Origin of the sequence: Microbacterium sp. (assembly GCF_047606385.1) — a bacterium.
Classification (GTDB): Bacteria; Actinomycetota; Actinomycetes; order Actinomycetales; family Microbacteriaceae; genus Microbacterium.
On the sequence record NZ_JASGEL010000104.1, the window covers coordinates 15,018 to 39,000 of the forward strand.

Sequence of the window (23,983 nt, forward strand, 5' to 3'; positions counted from 1 at the left end):
CGAAGGAGGATGGGCGGATGCCGACCGTGAGGGAGTCCAGCGCGCACTGGGGGACGTTCCAGGTCGAGGTCTCCGACGACCGCAGGACGTTGCGCGCGAGCCGTCCGCACGCCGACGACCCGGACGCGTCGCCCGCGATCGGCAACGTCGCGAGCGCGCAGCACCACCGTTCCCGCCTGACGCGGCCGGCGGTGCGCCGCCGGTGGCTCGAGCGCGGCCCCGGTCCCGATGCCCGGCGAGGCGACCCCGACGACGAGTACGTCGAGCTCGACTGGAACCGGGTGCTCGACCTGGTCGCCGGCGAGCTGACGCGGGTCCGTCGCGAACACGGCAACCAGGCCATCTACGGCGGCTCGTACGGGTGGGGCAGCGCCGGCAGATTCCACCACGCGCAGAGCCAGCTGCACCGCTTCCTCAACGCGTTCGGCGGCTACACCTTCTCGGTGAACGACTACAGCCGCGGCGCGAGTCTCGTGCTGCTGCCGCATCTGATCGGCCACGACGGGATGGCCGAGCTGCGGGCGCGGCCGGCGTCGTGGGCGCAGATCGCCGAGAGCACCGACCTCTTCCTCACCTTCGGCGGCCTGCGCCGCTCCAACGGCTGGGTGGTCCCCGGCGGCCACGACCGGCACACCGGGTCGGACCACGCCCGGCGGGTCGCGGCATCCACCCGCATCGTCTCGCTCTCGGCGCAGCGCGACGACGTGCTGACCGAGCTCGGCGCGGAGTGGGTCGGGGTGCAGCCGGGCACGGATGCCGCAGTGATCCTCGCCATGATCCACACGCTCGTGGTCGAGCATCTCGCCGACGACGCCTTCCTCGCGACGCACACGGTCGGTGCCGACCGGGTGCGCGCCTACGTGCTCGGGACGCCGGACGGGGAGCCTCGGACACCGGAGTGGGCGGCGAGGGTGAGCGGGGTCCCGGCGGCGACGATCCGCGACCTCGCGCGGCGCGCGGCGGCCGGCCGCACGCTGGTGAACGTCACCTATTCGCTGCAGCGGCACGCCGACGGCGAGCAGGCGGTGTTCGCCGCGCTGACGCTCGCGGCGTTCCTCGGCCAGATCGGCCTGCCCGGCGGCGGGTTCAGCCACGGCTACGGCTCGATGGGCGACTACGGCAACGGCTTCGAGCCGGTGCGGCTGCCGACGTTCGCGCAGGGACGCAACCCGGTCGCCGACTTCATCCCCTGCGCCCGCATCAGCGACCTGCTCCTGCATCCGGGGGCGCGCCTGCCCTACGACGGCGGCGTGCTGACCCTCCCCGACATCCGGCTCGCGTACTGGGCGGGCGGGAACCCGTTCCACCACCATCAGGACCTGCGACGGCTGCGGCGCGCGTTCGCGCGGCTGGACACCCTGGTCGTGCACGAGTTCCACTGGACGCCGACGGCGCGGCACGCCGACATCGTGCTGCCGGCGGCGAACACGCTCGAGCGCGAGGACATCGCCGCCGGCCCCGGGGACGCCCGGCTGCGGGCCATGCCGCGCGTGGTGGCGCCGGCCGGGCAGGCGCGGGAGGAGTTCTGGGTCTACGCCCGGCTGGCCGAGCGTCTGGGGATCGACTTCGCGGGCGGTCTGGGCTCGCGCGAGTGGCTGGAGCGCATCTACGAGGAGTGGCGTGAGCGTCCCGACTCCCCCGAGGCACCGCCGTTCGCCGAGTTCTGGGCCGCCGGCGGCACGCCGCTGCCGCAGGTGCCGTACGCCGACGGGGCGTTCGCGCGCTTCCGCGCCGACCCTGTCGGCCATCCGCTCGCGACTCCCAGCGGCCGGATCGAGCTGTTCAGCCAGACCCTCGACGCCTTCGCCCTGCCGGATGTCGCCGGGCACGCGGTGTGGCGCCCGCCCGCCCCGCGTGACGCCCGGTTCGACCTCGAGCTGCTGTGCACCCAGCCGTCGCACCGGCTGCACTCGCAGCTCGACATGGGAGTCGCGAGCCAGTCCACCAAGGTCGCCGGACGGGAGCCGATCCGGCTGCACCCCGACGACGCGGCCGCCCGCGGGCTGGTGGCGGGCTCGGTCGCCCTGGTGCGCAGCGCGCAGGGCAGCATCCTGGCCGGCGTCGTGGTGACGGACGCGCTGCTGCCCGGTGTCGCGCAGATGCACACCGGCGCCTGGTTCGACCCGAGCGCCCCCGAGGTCGCCGACTGCGTGAACGGCAACGTGAACGTGCTCACCCGCGACGTCGGCACCTCGACGCTGACGCAGGCCTCCAACGGTGCCCGTGTCCGGGTGCGGGTCGAACGATACGACGGCGAGCCGCCGCCGGTGCGCGCCTACGAGCCGCCCCGGTTCGCGAAGTCGTGACGCGGCGTCGTTCGCGCGAGCGTCGCAGGATCACGCGGATGTCGCAGGATCTGGGCGGAATCCTGCGACGCTGGTGTGATCCTGCGTCAGCCGCGTACGGGCAGCGCCCTCAGGCCGCGGCTGCGGCCAGCCGCTCGCGGACCAGCGGGATGATGTAGCGCCCGGAGTCGACCGCCTCGTCGAGGTCGCCGACGCTCGGCAGGCTGATGAGATCGGCGCCGAGGGCGACGTAGTCGAGGATCGTGTCGGCGATCGTCTCGGGGGTCCCGACCACGAGCGACGAGGCGCCGCCGCGGCCGGCGATCGCCCGCGGGATCCACAGGTTGCGGTCGTGGCGCTCGCCCCGGGCCGCGATCTGCTCCAGCCGCACCGATCCCACGTTGGTGCGCGCGTCGCCGTTGCCGGGGATGAAGCGGCCCGCCGCGCCCGCGACGAGGCGTTCGGCCCGGCGCCAGGCGAGTTCCTCGGTCTCGGCGACGATCGGACGGAACGTCACCCAGAACCGGATCGAGCCGGGATCCCGCCCGGCGTCGGCGGCGAGCGCGCGCACCCTCGCGATCTGCTCCGCCGTCTCGGCCAGCGGCTCACCCCAGAGGGTGAAGACGTCGGCGTGCGCGCTGCCCACCCGGAACGCGTCGTCCGAGGCGCCGCCGATCGAGATCGGCAGCGGGGCGCCCGAGACCGGCTGCGAGCCGGGGCCGAAGTCCTCGAACCGGTAGAACTCGCCCTGGTGCGAGAACGGCGCGCGCTCGGTCCACACCCGGCGCAGCAGCTCGATGTACTCCGCGGAGCGGGCGTACCGCCGCGACTTGTCGAGATAGTCGCCCTGTCGGCGCTGCTCCGCGTCGCTGCCGCCGGAGATGATGTGCACGATCGTGCGGCCGCCGCCGAGCTGGTCGAGGGTCGCCAGGGCCTGCGCGGCGACCGTCGGATGCGTGATGTTCGGCCGCAGCGCGACGACCGTCTTGAGCCGCTCGGTGCGTGCGAGCACCCGGGAGGCGACCACGAAGGGATCGGATCCGTCCGAGCTGTAGCCGAGGAGGGTGTAGTCGAAGCCCCACTCGTCCAGCGCTCTGGCGTACCGGTCGGCGCGTGCCGGATCGATCGACTTCCGCCGGGCGCCGTCGCCTTTCGCGCTGATGGCCTGCAGGAACGAGTGGACGAACTCGACGGGCATGACGACGATCGCGACCTACGCGGACACGGCGTGCACGTAGCCGCGCACCGCGAAGAACCCGTCGAGGGCCTCCAGCGCCGCCTCCTCCACGTCGGCGTCGAGACCGCGCCGCGTGATCAAGCGCACGAAGATCTGACCCAGGTCGGGGAAATCATGGCGGGCGACCAGGCCCGCGGGGGCTTTGCCGGCGCTGGGCAGCACCGCGACGCCGAGGCCGGCGCGGGCCGCGGCGATCACGCCCTCCAACGATCCCGACTCCGCGGCGATCTCGACGCGACGGCCGCGCGCGTTCAGCTCGCCGAGCGCGCGTTGACGCATCCCGCACGGCTCGACGTACGCGACCAGCGGCACGGCCTCGTCGTCGGCGGGCGGCGTCCATCCGGGCGAGGCGTACCAGTTCAACGGCAGGCTGCCGACCTCGGGGCCGGAGATCGTCTGCCCGGTGTCGAGCACGATGGCCAGGTCGATCGTGCCCTTGGCGACGGCCTCGGTCATCTGCGTCGACCGGTCGATGTGGAACTGCACCTGACGCTCCGGGTAGGCCGCATGCAGGCGGCGCAGCAGCTCGGGCAGCACCTGCTCGGCGGCCGTCTCGGTCGAGCCGACGACGATCGTGGAGCTGCGGGTGACGTCCAGACGCGCGAGGGCCTCGTCGTGCACCGCGAGGATGCGACGCGCCTCGGCGAGCAGCTTCGAGCCCGCCAGGGTGAACCGGGCCTTGCGCCCGTCGCGCTCGACGAGCTGCTGCGACAGCCGGCGCTCGAGGGAGCGCACATGCTGGCTGACCGTGGGCTGGCTCATATGCAGGGCGGATGCCGCGCGCCCGAAGCCGCCGCACTCGTCGATGGCGACGAAGGTGCGCAGCTGGATGATGTCGAGCGTCTCGGGCATGCCGCGACGATACGGCGTAACGCGCAGAATCCCTCATCCGGAGGTCATACGCGGTCATCTACCCTACGACGGCCGTCGCCGCCACGGGCGGTCGGACCCATCGTCATCCGCGATGAGTCGCCATATGAAAGCCATGTTGTCCCCGCCCGGCGACGGTTCCTAGGCTCGATCGATATGACCGACTTCTTCGACCGCGAGGGCGATCGCGCCTACACCCGCGACTACAAAGAGACCACGCCGGACGTCCTGGCGTCGTTCAACGACTTCAACAACGCGGTGTTCGCCGCCGAGGGCCGCGAGATCCCGCTGAAGTACCGGGAGCTGATCGCGCTGGCGGTGGGGATCACGACCCAGTGCACCTACTGCATCGACGCCCACTCGCAGGCGGCGGTCCGCGCCGGCGCGAGCAAGGCCGAACTGGCCGAGGCCGCGTGGGTGGCGACCGCGATCCGCGCCGGCGGCGGGTTCGCGCACGGCCGCCTCGCGTTCAAGCTCTCCGGCATCCATGAGCTCGAGGGGGCGGGACACGCACATGGCTGAGATCCTCACCACGGTCGACGAGCTGCGCGCCGCGACGCAGGCCGGCGGCTACGCCGACGGCGGCCCGGTGCGGCTGCTGGACGTGCGGTGGCGCCTCGACCGCCCCGACGGCCGGCCCGAGTTCGAGGCCGGGCACATCCCGGGCGCCGTCTACGTCGACCTCGACCACGAGCTCGCCGAGCACGGCGAGCCGGCCGACGGACGGCATCCGCTGCCCCCGGTCGACACGCTGCAGACCGCCGCGCGTCGCTGGGGCATCGATCCGGGCGACACGGTCGTCGTCTACGACGACCTGAAGAACCTGTCCAGCGCGCGGGCGTGGTGGCTGCTGCGCTACGCCGGCCTGGAGGACGTCCGCATCCTGGACGGTTCGCTGCGGGCATGGACCGGCGCGGGCCTTCCGGTCGAGACCGGCGCCGGCACGCCGCCGGCACCGGGCCATGTCGAGCTCGCCTACGGCGCGCTGCCGGTGCTGCCGCTGGACGACGTCGCCGCCTTCGCGGAGGCCGACCTGCTGCTGGACGCCCGCGCCGCGGAGCGCTATCGCGGCGACGTCGAGCCGATCGACCCGCGCGCCGGCCACGTCCCGGGCGCGGTGAGCGCGCCGACGACCGAGAACGTGGACGCCGCCGGCCGCTTCCTGGACCCCGCGGCGCTGCGCGAGCGCTTCGCCGCGCTCGGCGCCCGCGACGACGCGCCGGTCGGCGTGTACTGCGGATCGGGCGTCACCGCCGCGCACCAGGCCGTGGCGCTGACCCTGGCCGGCTACGAGGCACGGGTCTTCCCCGGGTCCTGGAGCCAGTGGTCCAACCATCCGGAGCTGCCGGTCGCGACCGGCGACAGTCCCCGCTGAGCCCTTCAGCGCGCGTAGACGGGTGCCCCGTCCACCAGGACGAGGCGGATATCGTCGACCCGCGCCTGCAGCACGAGCGCCGTCGCCGGGTCGCGCCGAGGATCGAAGTGCGACCCGGCGGTGTCCACGAGCACCAGGTCGGCCCGTTTGCCCGGCTCGAGCGAGCCGATCCGGTCCGCCATGCCGAGCGCACGCGCCCCGTGGATCGTGGCGTGCGCGAGCGCGTCGGCCGCGGTGGCGCGCCGAGAGGAGGTGCCGCAGGCACGGTCGAACATGAGGACGTGGCGCATCTCGGCGCCCATGTCGGCGGTCGCGTTCAGCGTCGCGTTGTCCAGGCCCAGCCCGACCGGGACGCCGGCGGCGACGAGCTCGCCGAGCGGGCTGCGACCGCCGCCGCCGAGCATCGTCGCGGTGGCGCAGTGCACGGCGCCGGCACCGGATGCCGCGAGCATGCGCCGATCCGCCGCATCCGTGTGCGTCAGGTGTGCGCCCACGCTGCCGGGGCGCAGCAGCCCCAGACGGCCCAGACGCGCGACCGCGCGTTCGCCGGCGGCGTCGACGGCGCCCGGGCCGGAGGCGCAGAGGTGCGTGGTGAAACCGCTCCCCGCGTCGGCGGTCAGCGCCGCGAGACCCGCCAGCAGCCGATCGGACGCCATCTCGGGCAGCTCGGCGCTGGTCCACACCTCGAGACGGCCACGGCCGAGGGTGAGAGCGTCCGCGGCGAACGCGAGCGCCGTCGAGGTCGGTGCGATGAGCGCCTCGGGCGCGAATCCGGCCTCGTCGAGCATCGGCGTCCACTCCGGCGGCAGCCGGTCTGAGACCATCGGCGCGAGGATCCACCGCAGCCCGCTCGATGCGGCGACCTCGGCGGTGGCGGCCAGGCATCCGCGCGCACGCTCGGAGCCGGCCTCGCCCACGCCCCAGCAGTCGAGCACCGTGGTGATGCCGGCACGGGCGAGGTCGCGGGCCGCGAGTCCCGCGGCACGGGCGGCGTCCGCCGGCCGACAGCCGAGCACCGTGCCGTAGTACGTGCCGAGGAGCCAGTCGAAGAACTCCTGCACCTCGCCGTGTCCGGCCCGGCCGAGCGTGTCCATCGTGTGCTGGTGGGCGCTGACGAACCCCGGATGCAGGATGCCGCCGCCGGCGTCGATGCGATCGCGTGCCGCGGGCGCCGTGCCGCAGCCGAGCGCGGCGACGACGCCGTCGTCGACGGCGAGCCACCCGCGCACGACGGAGCGGGCGGCGTCCACCGTGACGATGACCGCGTTCTCGACGACGAGGTCGTGCATGCGCTCAGCGCGGGAACAGCGGGATGCGGCCGAGCGCGAACAGCCGGTCCTCGTACGCCGAGAGCGCGTCCGGCCAGCCGTCGCCCTCGGCCAGCAGCGCCCCGACGCCGACGATCTCGGCTCCCGCCTCCTCGAGCAGCGCGAGCGCGGCGCCCGAGGACGAGCCGGTGGAGATCACGTCGTCCACGAACAGCACCCGGTGCCCGGCGACGTCCCCCAGCCGTGCCCGGTCGAGCAGCAGCGCCTGCCCCGAGGTGCTCGTGATCGCATGCACGGGCGCCTCGAGCGCATCGCCCAGATGCACCTTGCGGGTCTTCTGCAGGATGACGTAGTCGTCGAGCCCCAGCGCACGCGTGACCGCGATCGCGACCGGGATGCCGAGCGTCGCCGGCGCGACGACGACCTCCGGCCGCGCCGCCGCGAAATGGCCGGCGAGCTCCTCCCCGGCGGTCTCGACGAACCGCACGCCGTGGTCGATGACCATCATCAGCGCGATCGAGAGGTCGGGGGACACGGCAACGATCGGCAGCTCGACCTGCTGGCTGCCGACCGTCGCGACGTAGGTGGTCGGGATGACGGGCATGCCCGCGACGCTACGCCCCGCTCATGACGGCCGCGTTTCGCCGGGGATGCTGCTCAGTGCCCGGTCGTGAAGCGCTGACGCGGGTGGTTGCGCTGCTCGATCTCGTCGACGAAGGCACGTGCGAAGTCGGTGCCCGAGATCTCGGAGCTGCCGTCGTCCTTCGTGACCAGCAGGTCGCCGCCGGTGCGGTAGGCCCCCGTCGTCTCGCCGGGCGCGAACTTCCCGAACAGGGCGGCGGGCGACACATAGAACCAGTCGAGCTCGGCGGGGCTCTCCCGCAGCGCCTCGAGCACCGCCGCGTGCGAGAGCGCCTCGGGCTTCCACTCCTCGCGGAACTCCGGGGTGTCCACCAGGCGCGGACCGCCCTCGGCGACCAGCGCGCTGCCCGCCCCGCCGACGAACGACAGCCGGGCGCCCCCGGCGATCGCGGCGTCGATCAGCGAGGGCAGGATGTCGACCAGCCGCTGGCCGTCGACGTCGCCGCCGTGCACCGCGACCACCACGTCGTCGCTGTCGGCTGCCACCCGTGCCACCAGCTCGGCATCGGTCAGGGTGCCCGTCTCATAGGCGACACCGGCGACCGGCTCGTCGGCGGCGCCGCCGCGACTGTAGGAGGTGACCGCGTGACCGCGCCCCGCCGCGTCGCGCACGATGTTGCCGCCCGCGTATCCGGTACCGCCGAAGATGGAGATTCGTCTGCTCATGAGGAAAGCAAACTACATGCCGCGTTCTCTCACCCCCCTTCGATGACAGGTATCGTCACCAGGCGACTCATGGTGCGGGCGGCGTCCCGTGGCGGATCAGACGCTGCGAGCAGACGTTCCGGACGACCGGCGGCCATCACGCGCAGCGCAGTGCCCCGGTCGAACAGCACATCGACGAGGCTCGCGAACCGGGCGGCGGCCTCGGGCCCGAGTGTGGCGGGGTCCGGCATGGCGGTCACGACCACGCTCCGGAAGGATGCGGCGAGCCACAGATACTGCGCGGCCGACGTCGGTCTCTCGCACAGCTCGGCGAACGCCACGACGATCTCCTCGCCCGCTGCCGACACCGCCCGCAGCGGTATGCCGTCCACGTCCAGCCCGGTGGCGCCCTCCTCCCCGCTCGGCGGCCCGACGGTCCAGCTCCCCTCCCTGAACCCTCGGGCGCGGGGCGCGACGAATCTGGCCGGCAGCGGCCTGACGGGCGGCTCCCGGCGATAGTCCCGCCCCTCGCCCAGGCCGACGACCTCGAGGGAGGTCTCGATCGTCTCGGTGGCCGGCCGGGCCCCGTCGCGGGCGGCAGGATCGGGCAGCAGCTCGGCGGGGGCGTAGTTCGAGGTCGCGACCAGCAGCACGTCGTGGTCGCGCATCCAGTGCAGCGCGGTGGTGAGGTAGATCCCGTCGGCGATGTCGTGCACGTGGAACTCGTCGAACAGCACGACGCGCGCCGACCCCATGATCCGCGCCAGGGCGCCGGGCACTCCCCCGCCCTCGAATATCTCGCCCTGCAGCGCACGGAAGAAGGAGTGGAAGTGGAAGCGTCGAACACGTCGGGTCGGCGCCGCCTGGACGTACCGCTCGGCGAGCAGCGTCTTCCCACGTCCGACCCCGCCCCAGAGGTAGAACCCGTGGCGCACGGGCCGCGACAACGTCTCGACGGCTGCACGCTGCGCGACATCGAGCTCGAGCCGGGCCGAGCGGATGCCGCGGGCGAACCGCGGCCCGGTCGCCACCGACAGCAGGTGGGAGGCCGGCGGCGGGTGGGACGCCGCGTCGCCGCCGGGCGCGGGATCGGGTTCCACTCCGCCAGCCTACGAGACGCAGCCTGCGCCGCCGCCCCGCGGAATCCCCGGCAGTCCCCGCGAGACTCGCGCGGCCGTGCCCGTCAGACCTCGGCGGCGGCGGTCTCGGCATCCTGCTGCGCCTGCGGCGTGGACTCGCGCGAGGGGGACGCGCCGGCCGCGACCTCGGCGACCTGCCGCCGCGACGGCAACGCGACGGTGAGGCCGAGCGCGACGACGGTGAGCCCGACCGTCCACCAGAACGCGGTGTCGAACGCCGTGGCCGCCGAGCCGGTCGCCGTCGCCGTCGCCGCCAGCACCACGGCCAGCAGCGCGACCCCGACCGATCCGCCGATCTGCTGCGCGATGCGGGTGAGGATGCTCGTGTGCGGCACGTCGTCCTTCGCCAGGCCGACGAACGCGACGGTCATGAGCGGGATCATCACCATGCCGATGCCGAGGCCGCGCACGAACAGCGCCGCCAGCAGCGGCCACATCGGCGTGTCCGCGCCGGCGGCCACGAACGGGATCGAGCCGACGACCGCCAGCAGGAATCCGATCACCGCGATCCCCCGTGCGCCCACCCGGTTCATCAGACGCATCGCGACCGTGCGGCTGAGGAGCGACCCGACGCCCTGCGGGATGAGCAGGAGGCCGGCGCCGAGCGCATCGGTGCCGCGCAGCTGCTGGAAGTACAGCGGCAGCAGGAACATCGCGCCGTACAGCGAGGCGCCGGAGAGGAACATGAGCGCGGTCGCCGACCAGGTCGGCCGGGAGCGCAGCACGGCGACGTCGACCAGGGCCTTCGGTCCGCGCCGCACGGCCCACAGCACGAACCCCGCCAGCAGCACCGCGCCGCCGATCATGGGCACCAGCACGTCGGGGTGGCCGAAGCCGCCGTCGCCCGACACGTTCGACAGGCCCCACAGCAGCGCGACGAGAGCCGGCGAGAGCAGGACGAGCCCGACGATGTCGAGGCGGGCGCGGCGGACCGCCGTGTCGGCGGGGATCAGCAGCCACGCGAGCACCAGGCCCACGACGCACAGCGGCACGTTGACCAGGAACAGCCACCGCCAGTCGCCCACGCCGAGGATGAGGCCGCCGATGACCGGCCCCAGGATGGGGCCGACCGCGGCCGGCAGCGCCACCACGGACATGATGCGGGCGGCATCCCCGCCACGGGCCGACTGCATGACCATCGTCATCATCAGCGGCAGCATCGCGCCGCCGCCCAGACCCTGGATCGCACGGAACGCGATGAGGCTGGACGCGTCCCACGCGCAGGCGCACAGCACCGACCCCATCAGGAACAGGGCGAGGGCGATGACCCACAGCCGCTTCGCGCCGAGCCGGCTCTGCAGCCACCCCACGAGCGGGATGGCGACGCCGAGGGCCAGGAGATAGATGGTCGACACCCACTGGATGACGTCGATGCCGACGTTCAGGTCGATCGCGAGCTGATGCAGCGCGACGCTGACGATCGTCGAGTCGAGGATGACGGTGACACCGCCCACGATCACCGCGACGGCGGTGCGCAGGGCGGTGCGGTCGAGGGGTTGCTTCGCCATCGCGAGCTCCTAAGGTACGTTCGTGTATCTAACCGGCACGACCGTACGCCGTCGCGATAAGATACGCAAGTGGATCTAAAAGCGGATACGGCGCCGACCACCCGCCGACGCGGCGCCGAGCTCGAGAACGCGATCCTCGCCGCGGCCTGGGACGTGCTGTCCGAGCAGGGCTACGCAGGCTTCACGTACGAGGCGATCGCCGCGCGCGCCGGGACGAGTCGCCCGGTGCTCTACCGGCGATGGCAGCGTCGGGAGGACCTGCTGATCGCGACGATCGTCTGGGCGCGCGAGACGTCGCCCGTCGAGGTGCCCGACACCGGGAGCATCCGTGAGGACACGATCCGCTACCTGCGCAGCGCCGACGCGGCACGCGCATGGATGGTCGCCCTGGCCAGCGTCCGCCTGGCGGAGTACTTCCGCGAGACCGGGACCACCTTCAGCGACCTGCGCGAGCGCATCCTGCCCGCGGACATGCGTCCGACACTGGAGGTCATCGCGGCCCGGGCGGTCGAGCGGGGGGAGATCCCGGACCGGCCGCGCCCGGCACGCGTGCTCAGCCTGCCGTTCGACCTGCTGCGCCACGAGATGCTCATGACGCAGCGTCCGGTCGCCGACGGGGTGATCACGGCGATCGTCGACGACATCTGGCTGCCTCTGCTGCGGGGACCGGCGTGTCCCGGCGGCTGAGCTCGTTGCGTCGCGCACTCGAACTAAGTTAAATTGTTGCCTTCGGTGCGAGCGAAAGAGAACGCCAGGTGATCTTCGAACTGCTGGAGGCGACCGGACGCCTGCAAGAGCTGGGGGCGGTGCTTTACGTCCTCTACTCGATCTACCAAGAACTGCGGTGGACGCCGGTCAAGGAGACGGGAGAATGGCGCGCGCCGCTCGTCATCGGCGCGCTCGCCGTCGTCAACCTCATACGCGTCGGCCTCTTCGCGGCGGAGCTCGTCGACTGGCTCCTCCTCTTCGCGGCCCTGCTCGTGGCGATCGTCGCCGGCGGACTGTCCGGCGTGGTCACCAGGACACGACCCCTCTCGAGCGGGAATCGGGAGCGCCTCGAACGCCGCGGCCGTCGCCATCGCAGGGGCGGCAGCGTCCTTCGAATGCCGACACGGGAGGCCCGCACGGGTTGGGCGGGCGCTGCGCTGTGGGTCGTCGCGTTCGCGGCCCGCTATGGCATCGAGTATCTCGGCGACCAGTTCGACGCCGGCATCGTCGCTGGCCCCGGCCTCGCTCTCCTGATCGTGGCGACGACCGAGGCGGCCCGCGTGGGTGCGGTCGTCGTTCGAACGCCGGACACCTGACCGTCACCTATGCGCCGCCTAAGAATCACGAAAAGGTAACGGGAGACTCTTCCCCTCCGTTACCTGTCCGTTATAGAGTGTGAGCACGGTAGTTGTTTTGCTGTGGCAGCTACCGGCATGTGATTGCAGGACACTCTTGGTGCAAGGGACAAGGGCCGGTCGGACGCCTCTCCGACCGGCCCTCACCGTTGTCCGGACAGCGATCAGCGCCGCACGCGCAGACGACGGGATTCCGCCGCGATGCCTCCGAGCCCGACGAGCCACAGCACCCCGATCGCGCCGAACGCCCACCGCAGCTCGTCGAGCGTGTACGACGACGGGTCGGCGTGCTGCAGGTCGAGCACGAGCCCGATCACGTACATGGCGATCAGCGCGGCGATGAAGCCGCCCATGTTGACCACGCCGGTCGCCGTGGACAGGCGCTGCACCGGGTTGTGGCGGCGGGCCACGTCGAACGCGATCATGGACGCCGCGGATCCGCTCGACAGCGCCACCATCCACACGATCAGCAGCCAGATCGGTGCCGGGCCGGGCCACAGCAGGATCCCGCCGAGCGTCGCCGCCTGGGCGAGCACCGAGACGACCGCGATGGCCGGGCGGTGTCGCGGGTACGAGCCCGAGAGCGTCCCCATGAGCGGCGCGAACACCGCGCCGGCGAGCACGTAGACGGTGATCATCAGGCTCGCGTCGTCCGACGCGAGACCTTCGCCGTGGATGAGGAAGGGCACGCCCCACAACAGCGCCACGGTCGTGCCCGCGAACGGCGTGACGAAATGCACCCAGAAGGCGAGCCGGGTGCCGGGCTCGCGCATCGCCGCGCCCAGCAGCGCGAACTGGCCCGGTCCCGCGGACGCGCCGCGGCGGTGCAACGTGACTCCGCGTTCGCGCACGACCGCGCCGTTGACGACCGCGAAGACGACGAAGACGACCGCCAGCGCGCAGAACGCGGCCTCCCAGGAGACCACGCGCACCCCGACCGCCAGCACCGCGACGCTCAGGATCTGCCCGAGCTGTCCGGCCTGCGCCGTGATCTGCTGCAGCAGCGGCACGCGCCCCGCCGGGAACCACAGCGTCAGCAGGCGCAGCACGCTCGGGAACACCATGGCGTCCCCGGCCCCCGTGAGCGCGCGGGCGCCGATGGCGGACGCCGCATCCGGCGCGAAGGCGAGCCACACCGACCCGGCCGCCATCACGGTCATCCCGGCCGTCAGCACGAGCCGCGCGCCGAAACGGTCGAGCAGGAGGCCGGCGGGGATCTGCATCCCGCCGTAGACGGCCAGCTGCAGGGTGGCGAACAGGGCCAGCGTCGACGAGTCGGCGGAGAAGCGCACCACGGTGTCGGTGCCGATGCCGGCCAGCGAGCTGCGTCCGAGGATCGCGACGAGGTAGGTGAGAGTGCCGACGACCCAGATCACCCACGGCAAAGCACCGCGCGCCGTCGCCGGCACGACCGGGAGGGACCCGGTCGAGGCGGCATGGTCGGTCATCGATACGACTCTACGCGGCGCGTCAGACCCCGCCGCCTCCGCCCCCGCCGCCGCCTCCCCCGGCCGAACCGCCCCCCGCCGATCCCCCCGAAGTGCTCGACGACGCCACGGCGCTGGCCGAGAGCGACCCGATGCCGGCCGAGAACGACGCCGCATCGAACGCCGCGACCCCGACGTACCAGCTCGGCGAGGCGCCCTCACCGTAGAGCACGGTGAGGTGCTCGGCCCACTGCCGCTCCTGGCCGAACACGACGGCGTAGGGCAGCAGCGGCTCGTAGATGCGCAGCATCTGCGCCCGGTCGGAGGTGTCGACCCGCACGCGTTCGGCACCGGCGGGCGACTGCAGCATCCGGATGCGGTCCGCCTCGGCCCAGTCGATGAAGAGCTTCACGCCGGCCAGGTGGTCGCGCAGCTCGGCACCGGCGCGCGAGAGCGGCCGGCGCGCCGTGACCACGACGCCGGCGATGCCGGCTGCGATCGAGAGGATCAGCAGGAGCAGCGGCAGGAGCGCGTCGACGCCCGCATCGTCCGCGCGCAGCCCGGCGGACACCGCGATCACGCCGCCGACGACGGCGAGCAGGGACGGCAGCGTGCGCAGGCCTCGCGGCAGCGGGCGGTAGAGCCCGCGCGCCTTCAGATCGGCGCCCGCGGCGGCGAGGATCCGGCGGGCGGCGGAGGCGAGCCTGCTGTTCGTCCCGCCGAAGGCGAACTGCGCGCCCGGCGCCGCGCCGGCGCCGAACAGCCCGTCCAGCAGCATCCGCCCGTCCGCGTCGGCGCCGCCGGCATCGACGAGGACGGCCTTCAGCTTCACGCCGCCGAACGCACGGCGGCCGGCCTCCTCGATGCGGATGCTGCCGCGCACCGCCTGCTCGAGCACCTCGGCGGGGACGGCCTTCGCGCTCTTGCCCAGGAACACGGCGCTGGATGCCGCGTCGATCGCGGGCGGGTCGTATTCGGCGATGACCACGGGCCGGCCGGGATCGTCGCGCAGCCGCCGTACCCGCACCACGATCCCCCAGGCGAGACCGGCGAGCACCAGGGCGATGCCGCCGAGCTGCAGCCACGACCAGCCGCTGGCGAGGTACGAGTCGTCGAACGGTGCGAACGTGCCCGCGGCGAACCCGACGGCGATCGTCATCGTCTGGTAGGCCCCGACGTCGACGGCGGTCGCGCTCACGGCGCCCCCGGCGATCGTGCAGGCGTCGGTCGATCCGTACGCGCCCACGTAGCAGGACTGCGCGCCGGTGAGCGCGGCGGCGAGGTCGGCGTCCAGGTGCAGTGTCGTGCTCACGCGCCCGAAGGCCTGCGGCCAGTCGGTCCCGTTCACGTCCCAGTAGAACTCGTCCGACCCGGTGTCGGCGAAGCTCCAGGTGACGTTCTGCAGGTCGTAGGTGAAGACGTAGGTCTGGGCACCGTGCACGTAGTCGTCGGCACGGGAGGTCATGGTGAACACGCCGTCTTCGGTGTCGGTCTCGGACTCGCGCGGGGTGCCGTCGGCATCCGTGATCGACTCCAGCCGCGGGAACAGCGGGTGGCCGTTGTAGCTGTCGGGGATCGCGCGGCGCATCCCGTGGTTCTGGTCGTACGCCGGGAAGTCCGCGACGAAGGTCTCGACCACGTGCAGCCGGCTCGTGCCGTCGTCGGCGCGGCTGAGCGTGTAGTCGACGTCGAGGCTCTGGAAGGAGAAGTCGTCGACGTCGGCGGATGCCGTGTCGTCGTCGGCCGCGCACCCGCTCAGCGCGATCGCGGCCGCGACGGCGAGCACGACGAGGACGGCACGGATCCGGGGGCGCACAGGCTCAGCATAGGAGCGGGCGCGCGTACGCTGAACGCATGACCGACCGCCGCCTCGCCATCGACGCCTGGGAGAGCCTGTTCCGCGCTCAGCACGAGATCTTCGGCGAGATCAGCACGGACTTCGAGGGCACGGCGCTCGCGCAGGGCGAGTACGACGTGCTGCTGACGGTCACCCGCGCACCCGGCATGACCGCGCGGCTGCGCGACGTCACCGCCAACCTGCTCATCAGCCAGCCGAGCGTGTCCCGGCTCGTCGACCGGATGGTCGCGCAGGGCCTGGTGACCAAGTGCGCCGATCCCGAGGACGGACGCGGTGCGCTGGTGACGGCGACCGCGGAGGGAGCGCGTCTGTTCCGCACCGTCGCCGCGGTGCACGGCCGCTCCATCGCCGCCCGCATGTCGCGCCTCGACGACGACGAGCTGCGCACGCTGCTCACGCTCACCGCGAAGCTGCGGCCGTCCTGCTGAGCCCGGCGCTCACGCGCCCGGGTACGGCTGCGTGCGCAGCAGCCGCGCGAGATGGGCGGAGTTGCGCGCGAAGGTCTGCGTGGCATGGGCGACGGCCTCCGGCGTGTCGTCGAGATCGTTGTAGTCCACCGTCTGCATCGCCTCGCCGTTCCAGTACGTCCCCGCCTGCGCGGCGATCGAGAACCCGACGTCGGTCAGCGCCTGGTACAGGTCGGCGGTGATCTTGTGCGCGCCGTCCTCGTTTCCGACCACCGCGGTCGCCGCGACCTTGCCGGTGAGGACGGGGCGCCCCTCCGCGTCGGTCTCGGACAGCTCGGCGTCCAATCGCTCCAGCACCCGCTGCGCGACGCTGGACATGTGCCCCATCCACGTCGGGCTGCCGACGATCACGATGTCCGCGCCGAGGATGCGGCTGCGCAGCTGGGGCCACTGGTCGCCGTCGCCCATGTCGGCGTCGACCCCGGGCCGCACATCGTGATCGACGACGCGCACCGTCTCGCCGATGACGCCCTGCGCGGCGAACGCCGCGAGCACCTGGTCCAGCAGCAGGCCGGTGCTCGAGGGGGCGGGCGACGGCTTCAGGGTGCAGTTCAACGCGATGGCGCGCAGCGGGGTTCCCGGTGTCCGGCTCACGTCGTGTCCTCTCCGTCGACGATTCGGTGACGGACTCGACGCTAGGCCGCCGGTCAGCGGATCGCGGGGGCTTGACAGAGCACGCGCGCCGGTCGCGCCCTACGGCGTGCGGCGACGCAGGGTGAGCGCGGCGACCACGAGCGCCGCGATCGCGAAGCCGGCGACGACCGCGAGGGGTCCGAACACGTCGGACGCGGCGTCCCCCGCCATGACCGCGTCGATCGCGTCGATCGCGTAGCTCAGCGGGAGGACGTCCGAGATCGCCGCCAGCACGTCCGGCATCCGGTCGCGCGGCATGAACACGCCGCCGAGGATGATCTGCGGGAACACCAGCAGCGGCATGAACTGCACGGCCTGGAACTCGGTGCGGGCGAACGCGCTCGCCAGCAGTCCCAGGGCGGTGCCGAGCAGGCCGTCGACGACGGCGACCAGCCCGAGCTGCCACAACGGGCCGTCGGCATCCAGTCCGCACACCCACACCGCGAACGAGACCGTGATCACCGCCTGCAGCACGGCCATGAGCCCGAAGGCGAGCGCGTAGCCGACGATGAAGTCGCCCTTGCCGAGCGGGGTCGACAGCAGACGCTCGAGCGTGCCCGACCGGCGTTCGCGCAATGTCGTGATCGAGGTGACCAGGAACATCACGACGAAGGGGAACAGCGCGAGGATCGGCGCACCGAAGCTGTCGAACACGCCGTCCTGATCGCTGAACAGCCACGCGAACAGGCCCACCAGCAGGCTCGGCGCGACGAGCATGAGGGCGATCGAGCGCGGGTCGTGGCCCAGCTGACGCAGCACCCGGCCGGCCGTGGCGAACGTGCGGACTGGGGTCATCGGGCGCTCCCCTCGCGCGTGTCCGCCGCCTCGACCAGGCGGAGGAAGGCGGTGTCGGGGTCGGCGGCGGCGGTGCGCTCGAGAAGACCCCGCGGCGTGGTCTGGGCGAGCACGCGCCCGTCGTGGAGGAGCACCACCTCGTCGCAGCGTACGGCCTCGTCCATCACGTGGCTGGAGACCAGCAGGGTGGCGCCGGCGTCGGCGAGCGAGCGGAACAGCGACCACAGGCTCTCGCGCAGCACCGGGTCGAGCCCGACGGTGGGCTCGTCCAGCACGAGCACCTCCGGCTCGCCCAGCATCGCGGTCGCCAGCGACACGCGGCCGCGCTGTCCGCCGGAGAGCGACCCGATGAGCTGTCGCTCCTGGCCCGTCAGTCCCACACGGGCGGTGACCTCGTCGGCGCGCGCCCGGTCGACGCCGAGGACGCGTGCGAAGTAACGCAGGTTCTCGCGCACGCTGAGATCGTCGTACACCGACGCCGACTGCGTCGCGTAGGCGACCCTTCGCCGCAGCCGTCGCGATCCGGCCGGCTCGCCCAGCACCGTGACCTCGCCGCTCGCGAGCCGCTGCACTCCGACGATCGCGCGCATGAGGGTGGTCTTGCCCCCGCCGGAGGGCCCGAGCAGGCCCGTGATGCGTCCGGCCGGAAGCGCGAGGTCGAGCCCGTCGAACACAGTGCTGCGCCCGCGGCGCACGCGCAGCCCGCGCACCGAGACCGCGGCATCCGATTTATTCATCACATCATGAATTATGGGTGGGGCCGACGGCCGCGTCAACCGTCAGCCGAGCAGGTAGCGCTGCACGGTCGGGCCGATCCGGGCCACGAGCTCGTCGACCGGCGCCGCCGCGAGCGCCGGCAGCTTCAGTACGTAGCGCGCCATCAGCATCCCGACGATCTGGGAGCCGACCAGGGTCGCGCGCAGCTCCGCGTCCTCGGCGTCGCCGGCCGCCGCCGCGACACGGGTGAGCAGCTCACGCGAGAGGAAGCCCGCGAGCAGGGGGGTCGTGAGCTTGTTGCCGATCGCGGCGCGCAGCACGAGCACCCCGCGCCGCTGCACCTCGGGTCGCTCGAACGTCTCGAGCACGTAGCGGACGATCCGCTCCCCGATGCGGTCCCGGTCTCCGGCGAGCAGACTCGGCAGCATCAGATCGGGGCGCATCGGCGCGTCGATCACGTCGGCGAACAGATCCGCCTTGGTGCCGAAGTAGTGGTGCACCAGCGCACTGTCGACGCCCGCGCGCGCCGCGATCCCACGGATCGTGGCGGCGTCGTAGCCATGCTCCGCGAACTCGTCGACGGCGGCCCCGAGGATCCGCTCGCGCGCGTCCGGGGCGCCCCCTCGGGGACGCCCGCGGCGCCGTTTGGGAGTGGGCACGACGAAGTCCGGCACGCGCTCAGCATAGGCGCGGCGCTCCCACCCGATCACGTCCGCCTGGACTCCCGCTGCGGCGGCCCGGATCCGCGCCACGCCGCGGGCAGCGCGGCGCGACCGATCGGTGCTCGGCCGACGAGGCGGCGCCGGACAGGGCCAGGCGGCAGTGGCATCCGCCTTCCTGCTGGCGAAGACGCTCGCAACCAATGCGGAGTCCGCGAGCTTCGGCGCCGACGCGGCGGGCCAGCAGGCGGTGCTCGCCTCCATCCTGTCCATGTCCTCCGCTGGCAACGTCACCGGCTGAATCGACCACGAGACGAAGACCGGGTTCCGCTACACGGACCTACGCCGAGCTCACCGCGGACGGCGGGTACACCACAGCCATCACGGCGCACAAGGACGGCGCCGGCCCCACGGGCACCTCGACCTCGCCGGCAACGCCTACGGGTGGACCTCGAGCGACATCGTCTCGACGAACGGCGCCGAAGCGGGCACGACGGTGAAGGCGGTGCGCGGCGGCTCTTGGTATGCCAATCTCTCCAGCCGACCGCGCGTAGCGGTCGCGCACGCGCCCGGCCGTGTCATAACTCCTCCTGAGCGCCGGGGAGACGGGCCGCATCCGCGCAATCTCGCGCGCTACGCCGGCCGCCGCCCGCTTCAGGAGGAGTTATGACACGCGGAGACTGCGGGAGAGGTCGCCCTGACAGCAGAACGCCCCCGCGTTCCGAGGAACCGAGGGCGTTCTGTCACTGTCTCAACACAGTGTGCGCCACGAGGGACTCGAACCCCCAACCTTCTGATCCGTAGTCAGATGCTCTATCCATTGAGCTAGTGGCGCCCATGCTCACCTGCCGTCCGGCGCGCGGGCACCAGGAGAGACTACCCCACCCGAGGCCGCGCCCGCGAATCGGATCAGGCGTCCACCGCCTCCTCGTCGTCCGCGTCGCGGCTCACCCGACGCTGATGGGCGGCGAGCCGAGCGAGGTCGACCAGCATGACGCTCTGCATCCTCGCCTCGCGCATCTGGTCGTAGTCGGGCTCGAGATCGGGGCGCGCCGCCTCGATGCGCAGCGTGCTGTCGATGTTGCCGGCCACCTCGGCCCACGCCGCCTCGCGTGCCGCCTCGACGAGGGCGCGCAGCTCGTCCTCGTCCTCCGCCCGCGCCCGCAGCTGGACCGCGACCTTCTCCGACTGCTTCCGCCGGCGCCGCAGGTTGCGCACATCACGGGCACGGTAGTCGTGCGTGCCGTCCGACTCGCTGTGGCGGCGACGCGCACGCCTGCGCTCGCGCTCGGTGCGCTCGGCGTCCTCCTCGGCCTCCGCGGCGAGGGTCAGCAGCGTCTCCCGTGCATCCGGCACGAAGCGGTCCGCGTCGAACCCCTCACCGGCGGCGAGGATGTCGACGAGGATGCGGTTCTTCAACGCGAGCCGGGTCGCCGCGGCGGCGATGTAGACGCCCTCGGAGACGACGTCGGCGAGCTTCGGACGCTTCATGCGCGCCGGAGTACGCGCACGCGTCCCGTCGCTGTCGTCCTTCGCTGCCACCGCGCAACCCCCTTCCGACGACTCTACTGCCCGTCCCCGCCCCGTCTCGGGGGATTCGAAGCCTCACCTGACGATGGCCATAGCACGCGCATAGCGTTCGGAGGCTGAATGGTGACCGTACCGGAAACGGCAGGTGAACACTCGCCGACCGCCGAACAGGAGCATCCATGGAGCAGCTGGCCGTCGTCGCCTTCGACCTCGTCGCGATCGGCGTCCTCGCCTTCGCGATCTACTTCCCCCGAAATCGGCGTCGCGACCTCGCCGTCGCCTTCGTCGGCATCAACGTCGGCGTGCTCGCCGTGTCGATGGTCCTGGGCACGAGCACGATCGGGGCGGGGCTGGGTCTGGGCCTGTTCGGGGTGCTCTCGATCATCCGATTGCGCTCGAGCGAGATCGAGCAGAGCGAGATCGCCTACTACTTCGCCTCCCTCGCGATCGGCCTCATCTCGGGTCTGGCCAGCGGCATCACCTGGCTGAGCGCCGCGCTCATCACCCTGGTGGTCGCGACCCTCGCCATCATCGACACGCCGGCCCTGTTCCGGCGCTACCGCGAGCAGACCATCGTGCTCGACCGGGCCTACACCGACGAGACCGCGATGCGCGCACACATCGAACGGATGCTGGGCGCCCGCGTGCACGTGGCGTTCGTGCGGAATCTCGACCTGGTCTCGGACACCACCACGGTTCACGTGCGGTACTCGCTGGATCGCACCGTGCCCGCGCCACGCACCGCCCAGGTCGAGCTGCGGACCCGGGCCCCGCGATGAACGCCCTCGCCCCGCTCCACGTCCTCGCCCCGATCGGCCTCGACGAGCTCAACGCCCAGGCCGAGCTGCAGGTCCGCGTCGACCGCAAGTACATCCTCGCGGTCGACCGGCTCCCGCGGGTGCTGGCCGGGCTGGCCGGCACCCGCGCCCGCGTGCTGGAGATCGACGGGGAACGCGCGCTGCGCTACGCCTCCCTCTATTTCGACACCCCCGGGCTGGACAGCTATCTCGGCGCTGCGCGCGGACGCCGCCGTCGGTTCAAGGTGCGCGCCCGCACCTACCTCGACTCGGGCGGCTCTTTCCTCGAGGTCAAGACCCGCGGCGGGCGCAGCGCCACCGTCAAGGACCGGGTCCCGGTCGAGGGGGCCAGCCTCGACGAGGACGGCGTCCTGTATGCCACCGCGCTCCTGTCGGACGCCGGCATCCCGCGCGCCGAGATCCTGGCCCGCGATCTCGACCCGATCCTCGAGACGGGTTACCGGCGGATCACGCTCATGATCCCCGAGGCCGATGGCAGCACCTCCCGCGCCACGATCGACGTGGACCTGTCCTGGAACGACCTGACACGCGGCGGCTTCACCCTGCCGGACACCGCGATCGTCGAGACCAAGACGGGCCAGCGGCCGGGCACCGTCGACCGCCTGCTGTGGCGCGCCGGACACCGCCCCACCACCCTGTCGAAGTACGGCACGGGCCTCGCCTCGATCCGCCCCGAGCTGCCGCACAACAAGTGGCACCGGGTGCTCGACCGCTACTTCGCGGCGGCGAACGCCACCGCGGCGCCCCTCCGGTCGGCCACGAGCTGACAGGACCCCAGAAAGAGGTACACCATGCTCGCTCGACGGACACCCGACGACCCCGAAGACCGGCGCCGCGCGCGCCGCGGCTGGCTCGTCGCCGCTCCCCTGGCCGTCGCACTCGTCCTCGCGGGGTGCGCGGCGACGACGGCGGTGTCCTCCAGCACGCAGGAGGAGAGCGATACCGCGGCGCAGGTGACGAGCGACCTGGACGGCACCGCGACGGCGGCGACCGTGCTGGCGGGCGACCAGGAGGCGCACGACTCCGACGACGACAGCGACTGGTCGAGCGCCGATGCGGTGACGATCGCGCTCGACGGCTCCTCGGCGACCTCCTCTCAGGCCTCGGGCGTGACCATCGCCGACGGCACGGTGACGATCACCGCCGCCGGCACCTATGTGCTCAGCGGCGACTACACCGGCCAGGTCGTCGTCGACAGCTCCGGTGACGGGCAGGTCACGCTCGTGCTCGACGGGGTCTCGATCGACACGGACGCGGGCGCCGCGATCGACGTGCAGGCGGCGGACGAGGCCGTCGTCATCCTCGCCGACGGCACGACCAACTCGCTCAGCGACGCCTCCAGCTATGCGGACGACGCGACGGCGAACGCGGCGCTGTACAGCTCCGCGGACCTCACGATCACCGGCACCGGCGCGCTCACCGTGACCGGCAACGGGAACGACGGCATCGCCTCGACCGACGGCCTGGTCATCCAGTCCGGCACGATCACCGTCGATGCGGTCGACGACGGCATCCGCGGCAAGGACTACCTGATCATCCGCGACGGCGACATCACCGTCCGAAGCGGCGGCGACGGCCTGAAGAGCGACAACGAGGAGGACGCCGAGCGCGGCTACATCGACATCGCCGGCGGCACGATCACCGTCACCAGCGGCGACGAGGGCATCGAGGCGTACACGGACGCCGTCGTCACCGGCGGCACGATCGAGATCACCGCCGGCGGCGGAGCGGCGAGCGCGTCGAGCACGGCATCCGCGAAGGGCATCTCGGCGGGGGTCATCGCGGTGCTCGAGGGCGGGACGATCGACATCGACTCGTCCGACGACGCCGTGAACACGAACGCCTACGCGCACTTGGACGGTGCGACGATCACGCTCTCGACCGGCGACGACGGCGTGCACGCCGACCTGCAGCTCGTCGTGTCCTCGGGCACCGTGACGGTCACGAAGGCGTACGAGGGCCTCGAGTCCGGCGGCATCCTGATCGAGGGCGGCGAGACCCAGGTCACGACCTCGGACGACGGCATCAACGTGTCCCAGCCGGATACCGGCACGGCCTCGCAGACGCTGACCGTCACCGGGGGGACCGTGATCGTCGACGCCAGCGGCGACGGTCTCGACGTCAACAGCGGCACGTTCGAGATGTCCGGCGGCACGGTCGTGGTCTACGGGCCGACCGCGAACGACAACGCGGCGCTCGACACCGACGAGGGCACCACGATCAGCGGCGGGACGCTGCTGGCGATCGGCTCCTCCGGCATGGCGACCGCGCCGTCGGCGGACTCGGCGCAGGCCTCGGTGGAGTTCACGGTCTCCTCGTCGATCGCGGCCGGCACGACCCTGACGATCGTGGACTCGTCCGGCACCGCCATCGCGTCGTTCACCACCACCAAGACGGTCTCGAACGTCGTCTACTCCTCGAGCGCGCTCAGCAACGGCACGACCTACTCGCTGGTCTCCGGAGGGTCGACGGGCACGACGATCCTCGGCACCCTCGCGGAGCCCGGCACCACCGGGTCGACCACGGTCGCCACCGCCGTGGCCGGCGAGCAGACCTCGAGCGAGATGGGCGGCGGCATGGGAGGAGGCGGGCAGGGAGGCGGCGGCCGGCGCTGACCTGCGGCGCCCGGCGGACGCCGCAGGATGCTCCTATGGATGTCAAGTGGTGATGACGTAGTAGATCTCGCGGGCGATGAGTCGCTTGAGGCAGCGGATGATCTCCTTCTTGGAGAGGCCCTGTTCGGTGCGTCGTCGCATGTATGCCTGGG

The 23,983-nt window shown here is 72.4% G+C and carries 24 protein-coding genes and 1 tRNA gene; 10 read left to right on the forward strand and 15 right to left on the reverse strand.

Annotation, left to right across the window (positions count from 1 at the left end):
• The first annotated feature begins 17 nt into the window (after nucleotides 1-17).
• The gene (locus QM626_RS10310) at nucleotides 18-2,306 is read left to right on the forward strand and encodes a molybdopterin-dependent oxidoreductase (protein WP_415076666.1); all 2,289 of its coding nucleotides are present in this window, start codon (nucleotides 18-20) and stop codon (nucleotides 2,304-2,306) included.
• Between the two features lie 109 nt (nucleotides 2,307-2,415).
• Here QM626_RS10310 and QM626_RS10315 read toward each other — a convergent pair whose 3' ends face one another.
• Together QM626_RS10315 and QM626_RS10320 are read right to left on the reverse strand one after the other, a co-directional pair.
• Entirely contained in the window at nucleotides 2,416-3,483 is a 1,068-nt protein-coding gene (locus QM626_RS10315; protein ID WP_415076668.1) for an LLM class flavin-dependent oxidoreductase, read from the reverse strand.
• A gap of 15 nt (nucleotides 3,484-3,498) precedes the next feature.
• A complete protein-coding gene (locus QM626_RS10320; protein WP_415076670.1) occupies nucleotides 3,499-4,374 on the reverse strand; it encodes a LysR family transcriptional regulator in 876 nt (291 codons plus the stop codon).
• Nucleotides 4,375-4,548: 174 nt separating this feature from the next.
• Here QM626_RS10320 and QM626_RS10325 point away from each other — a divergent pair, with 174 nt between their 5' ends.
• Together QM626_RS10325 and QM626_RS10330 are read left to right on the forward strand one after the other, a co-directional pair.
• On the forward strand, nucleotides 4,549-4,914 hold the full coding sequence (locus QM626_RS10325) for a carboxymuconolactone decarboxylase family protein (protein WP_415076672.1): 366 nt from the start codon (nucleotides 4,549-4,551) through the stop codon (nucleotides 4,912-4,914).
• Nucleotides 4,907-5,767 carry a sulfurtransferase gene (locus QM626_RS10330; RefSeq protein WP_415076674.1) on the forward strand — a complete coding sequence of 287 codons (861 nt, stop codon included), beginning with the start codon at nucleotides 4,907-4,909 and terminating at the stop codon, nucleotides 5,765-5,767. Before QM626_RS10325 ends, QM626_RS10330 begins: the two co-directional genes overlap by 8 nt.
• A 5-nt stretch (nucleotides 5,768-5,772) precedes the next feature.
• Here QM626_RS10330 and QM626_RS10335 read toward each other — a convergent pair whose 3' ends face one another.
• From QM626_RS10335 to QM626_RS10355, 5 genes are all read right to left on the reverse strand, one after another.
• Nucleotides 5,773-7,056, reverse strand: coding sequence for an amidohydrolase family protein (locus QM626_RS10335; RefSeq protein ID WP_415076676.1), 1,284 nt, complete (start codon nucleotides 7,054-7,056; stop codon nucleotides 5,773-5,775).
• 4 nt (nucleotides 7,057-7,060) lie between these two features.
• A complete protein-coding gene (locus QM626_RS10340) occupies nucleotides 7,061-7,639 on the reverse strand; it encodes a phosphoribosyltransferase family protein (protein ID WP_415076678.1) in 579 nt (192 codons plus the stop codon).
• A gap of 53 nt (nucleotides 7,640-7,692) precedes the next feature.
• Nucleotides 7,693-8,343 carry an NAD(P)-dependent oxidoreductase gene (locus QM626_RS10345; RefSeq protein WP_415076680.1) on the reverse strand — a complete coding sequence of 217 codons (651 nt, stop codon included), beginning with the start codon at nucleotides 8,341-8,343 and terminating at the stop codon, nucleotides 7,693-7,695.
• Nucleotides 8,344-8,372: 29 nt separating this feature from the next.
• Nucleotides 8,373-9,422, reverse strand: a complete 1,050-nt coding sequence (zapE, locus tag QM626_RS10350; RefSeq protein ID WP_415076682.1) for a cell division protein ZapE — start codon at nucleotides 9,420-9,422, stop codon at nucleotides 8,373-8,375.
• Between the two features lie 83 nt (nucleotides 9,423-9,505).
• Nucleotides 9,506-10,969, reverse strand: coding sequence for a DHA2 family efflux MFS transporter permease subunit (locus QM626_RS10355; protein ID WP_415076684.1), 1,464 nt, complete (start codon nucleotides 10,967-10,969; stop codon nucleotides 9,506-9,508).
• A gap of 69 nt (nucleotides 10,970-11,038) precedes the next feature.
• Here QM626_RS10355 and QM626_RS10360 point away from each other — a divergent pair, with 69 nt between their 5' ends.
• The gene (locus QM626_RS10360; protein WP_415076686.1) at nucleotides 11,039-11,656 is read left to right on the forward strand and encodes a TetR/AcrR family transcriptional regulator; all 618 of its coding nucleotides are present in this window, start codon (nucleotides 11,039-11,041) and stop codon (nucleotides 11,654-11,656) included.
• Between the two features lie 68 nt (nucleotides 11,657-11,724).
• Complete coding sequence (locus tag QM626_RS10365) at nucleotides 11,725-12,273, forward strand: hypothetical protein (RefSeq protein WP_415076688.1); 549 nt, start codon at nucleotides 11,725-11,727, stop codon at nucleotides 12,271-12,273.
• 203 nt (nucleotides 12,274-12,476) lie between these two features.
• On the opposite strand, the gene QM626_RS10370 is transcribed toward QM626_RS10365, so the two are convergent.
• Together QM626_RS10370 and QM626_RS10375 are read right to left on the reverse strand one after the other, a co-directional pair.
• Nucleotides 12,477-13,760: an MFS transporter gene (locus tag QM626_RS10370; RefSeq protein ID WP_415076690.1), complete on the reverse strand. Its 1,284-nt coding sequence runs from the start codon at nucleotides 13,758-13,760 to the stop codon at nucleotides 12,477-12,479.
• Nucleotides 13,761-13,782: 22 nt separating this feature from the next.
• Nucleotides 13,783-15,555 carry a DUF2207 domain-containing protein gene (locus QM626_RS10375; protein WP_415076692.1) on the reverse strand — a complete coding sequence of 591 codons (1,773 nt, stop codon included), beginning with the start codon at nucleotides 15,553-15,555 and terminating at the stop codon, nucleotides 13,783-13,785.
• Nucleotides 15,556-15,593: 38 nt separating this feature from the next.
• On the opposite strand from QM626_RS10375, the gene QM626_RS10380 reads away from it, so the two are divergent.
• Nucleotides 15,594-16,025 carry a MarR family winged helix-turn-helix transcriptional regulator gene (locus QM626_RS10380; protein ID WP_415076694.1) on the forward strand — a complete coding sequence of 144 codons (432 nt, stop codon included), beginning with the start codon at nucleotides 15,594-15,596 and terminating at the stop codon, nucleotides 16,023-16,025.
• A 9-nt stretch (nucleotides 16,026-16,034) separates the two neighbouring features.
• Here QM626_RS10380 and QM626_RS10385 read toward each other — a convergent pair whose 3' ends face one another.
• From QM626_RS10385 to QM626_RS10400, 4 genes are all read right to left on the reverse strand, one after another.
• Nucleotides 16,035-16,658, reverse strand: coding sequence for a flavodoxin family protein (locus QM626_RS10385; protein WP_415076696.1), 624 nt, complete (start codon nucleotides 16,656-16,658; stop codon nucleotides 16,035-16,037).
• Nucleotides 16,659-16,757: 99 nt separating this feature from the next.
• Nucleotides 16,758-17,492: an ABC transporter permease gene (locus QM626_RS10390; protein ID WP_415076698.1), complete on the reverse strand. Its 735-nt coding sequence runs from the start codon at nucleotides 17,490-17,492 to the stop codon at nucleotides 16,758-16,760.
• The gene (locus QM626_RS10395; RefSeq protein ID WP_415076712.1) at nucleotides 17,489-18,229 is read right to left on the reverse strand and encodes an ABC transporter ATP-binding protein; all 741 of its coding nucleotides are present in this window, start codon (nucleotides 18,227-18,229) and stop codon (nucleotides 17,489-17,491) included. The genes QM626_RS10390 and QM626_RS10395 overlap by 4 nt, the downstream gene beginning before the upstream one ends.
• Before the next feature lie 42 nt (nucleotides 18,230-18,271).
• Nucleotides 18,272-18,883: a TetR family transcriptional regulator gene (locus tag QM626_RS10400; RefSeq protein ID WP_415076700.1), complete on the reverse strand. Its 612-nt coding sequence runs from the start codon at nucleotides 18,881-18,883 to the stop codon at nucleotides 18,272-18,274.
• 148 nt (nucleotides 18,884-19,031) lie between these two features.
• On the opposite strand from QM626_RS10400, the gene QM626_RS10405 reads away from it, so the two are divergent.
• Nucleotides 19,032-19,169 (forward strand): hypothetical protein, encoded by a 138-nt coding sequence (locus tag QM626_RS10405; RefSeq protein WP_415076702.1) that lies wholly within the window; start codon nucleotides 19,032-19,034, stop codon nucleotides 19,167-19,169.
• Nucleotides 19,170-19,630: 461 nt separating this feature from the next.
• Here the strand turns inward: QM626_RS10405 and QM626_RS10410 are convergent.
• Both QM626_RS10410 and QM626_RS10415 read right to left on the reverse strand, forming a co-directional pair.
• Nucleotides 19,631-19,703 (reverse strand) — tRNA-Arg (locus QM626_RS10410).
• Nucleotides 19,704-19,777: 74 nt separating this feature from the next.
• Entirely contained in the window at nucleotides 19,778-20,359 is a 582-nt protein-coding gene (locus tag QM626_RS10415; protein ID WP_415076704.1) for an asparagine synthase, read from the reverse strand.
• Between the two features lie 218 nt (nucleotides 20,360-20,577).
• Between QM626_RS10415 and QM626_RS10420 the strand changes: the two genes are divergently transcribed.
• From QM626_RS10420 to QM626_RS10430, 3 genes are read left to right on the forward strand one after another with little or no spacing between them, the layout of a single operon-like run.
• Nucleotides 20,578-21,177, forward strand: coding sequence for a DUF4956 domain-containing protein (locus tag QM626_RS10420; protein ID WP_415076706.1), 600 nt, complete (start codon nucleotides 20,578-20,580; stop codon nucleotides 21,175-21,177).
• Nucleotides 21,174-21,983 carry a polyphosphate polymerase domain-containing protein gene (locus QM626_RS10425; RefSeq protein ID WP_415076708.1) on the forward strand — a complete coding sequence of 270 codons (810 nt, stop codon included), beginning with the start codon at nucleotides 21,174-21,176 and terminating at the stop codon, nucleotides 21,981-21,983. The genes QM626_RS10420 and QM626_RS10425 overlap by 4 nt, the downstream gene beginning before the upstream one ends.
• Before the next feature lie 24 nt (nucleotides 21,984-22,007).
• Nucleotides 22,008-23,831 (forward strand): carbohydrate-binding domain-containing protein, encoded by a 1,824-nt coding sequence (locus QM626_RS10430; RefSeq protein ID WP_415076710.1) that lies wholly within the window; start codon nucleotides 22,008-22,010, stop codon nucleotides 23,829-23,831.
• Nucleotides 23,832-23,983 lie beyond the last annotated feature (152 nt).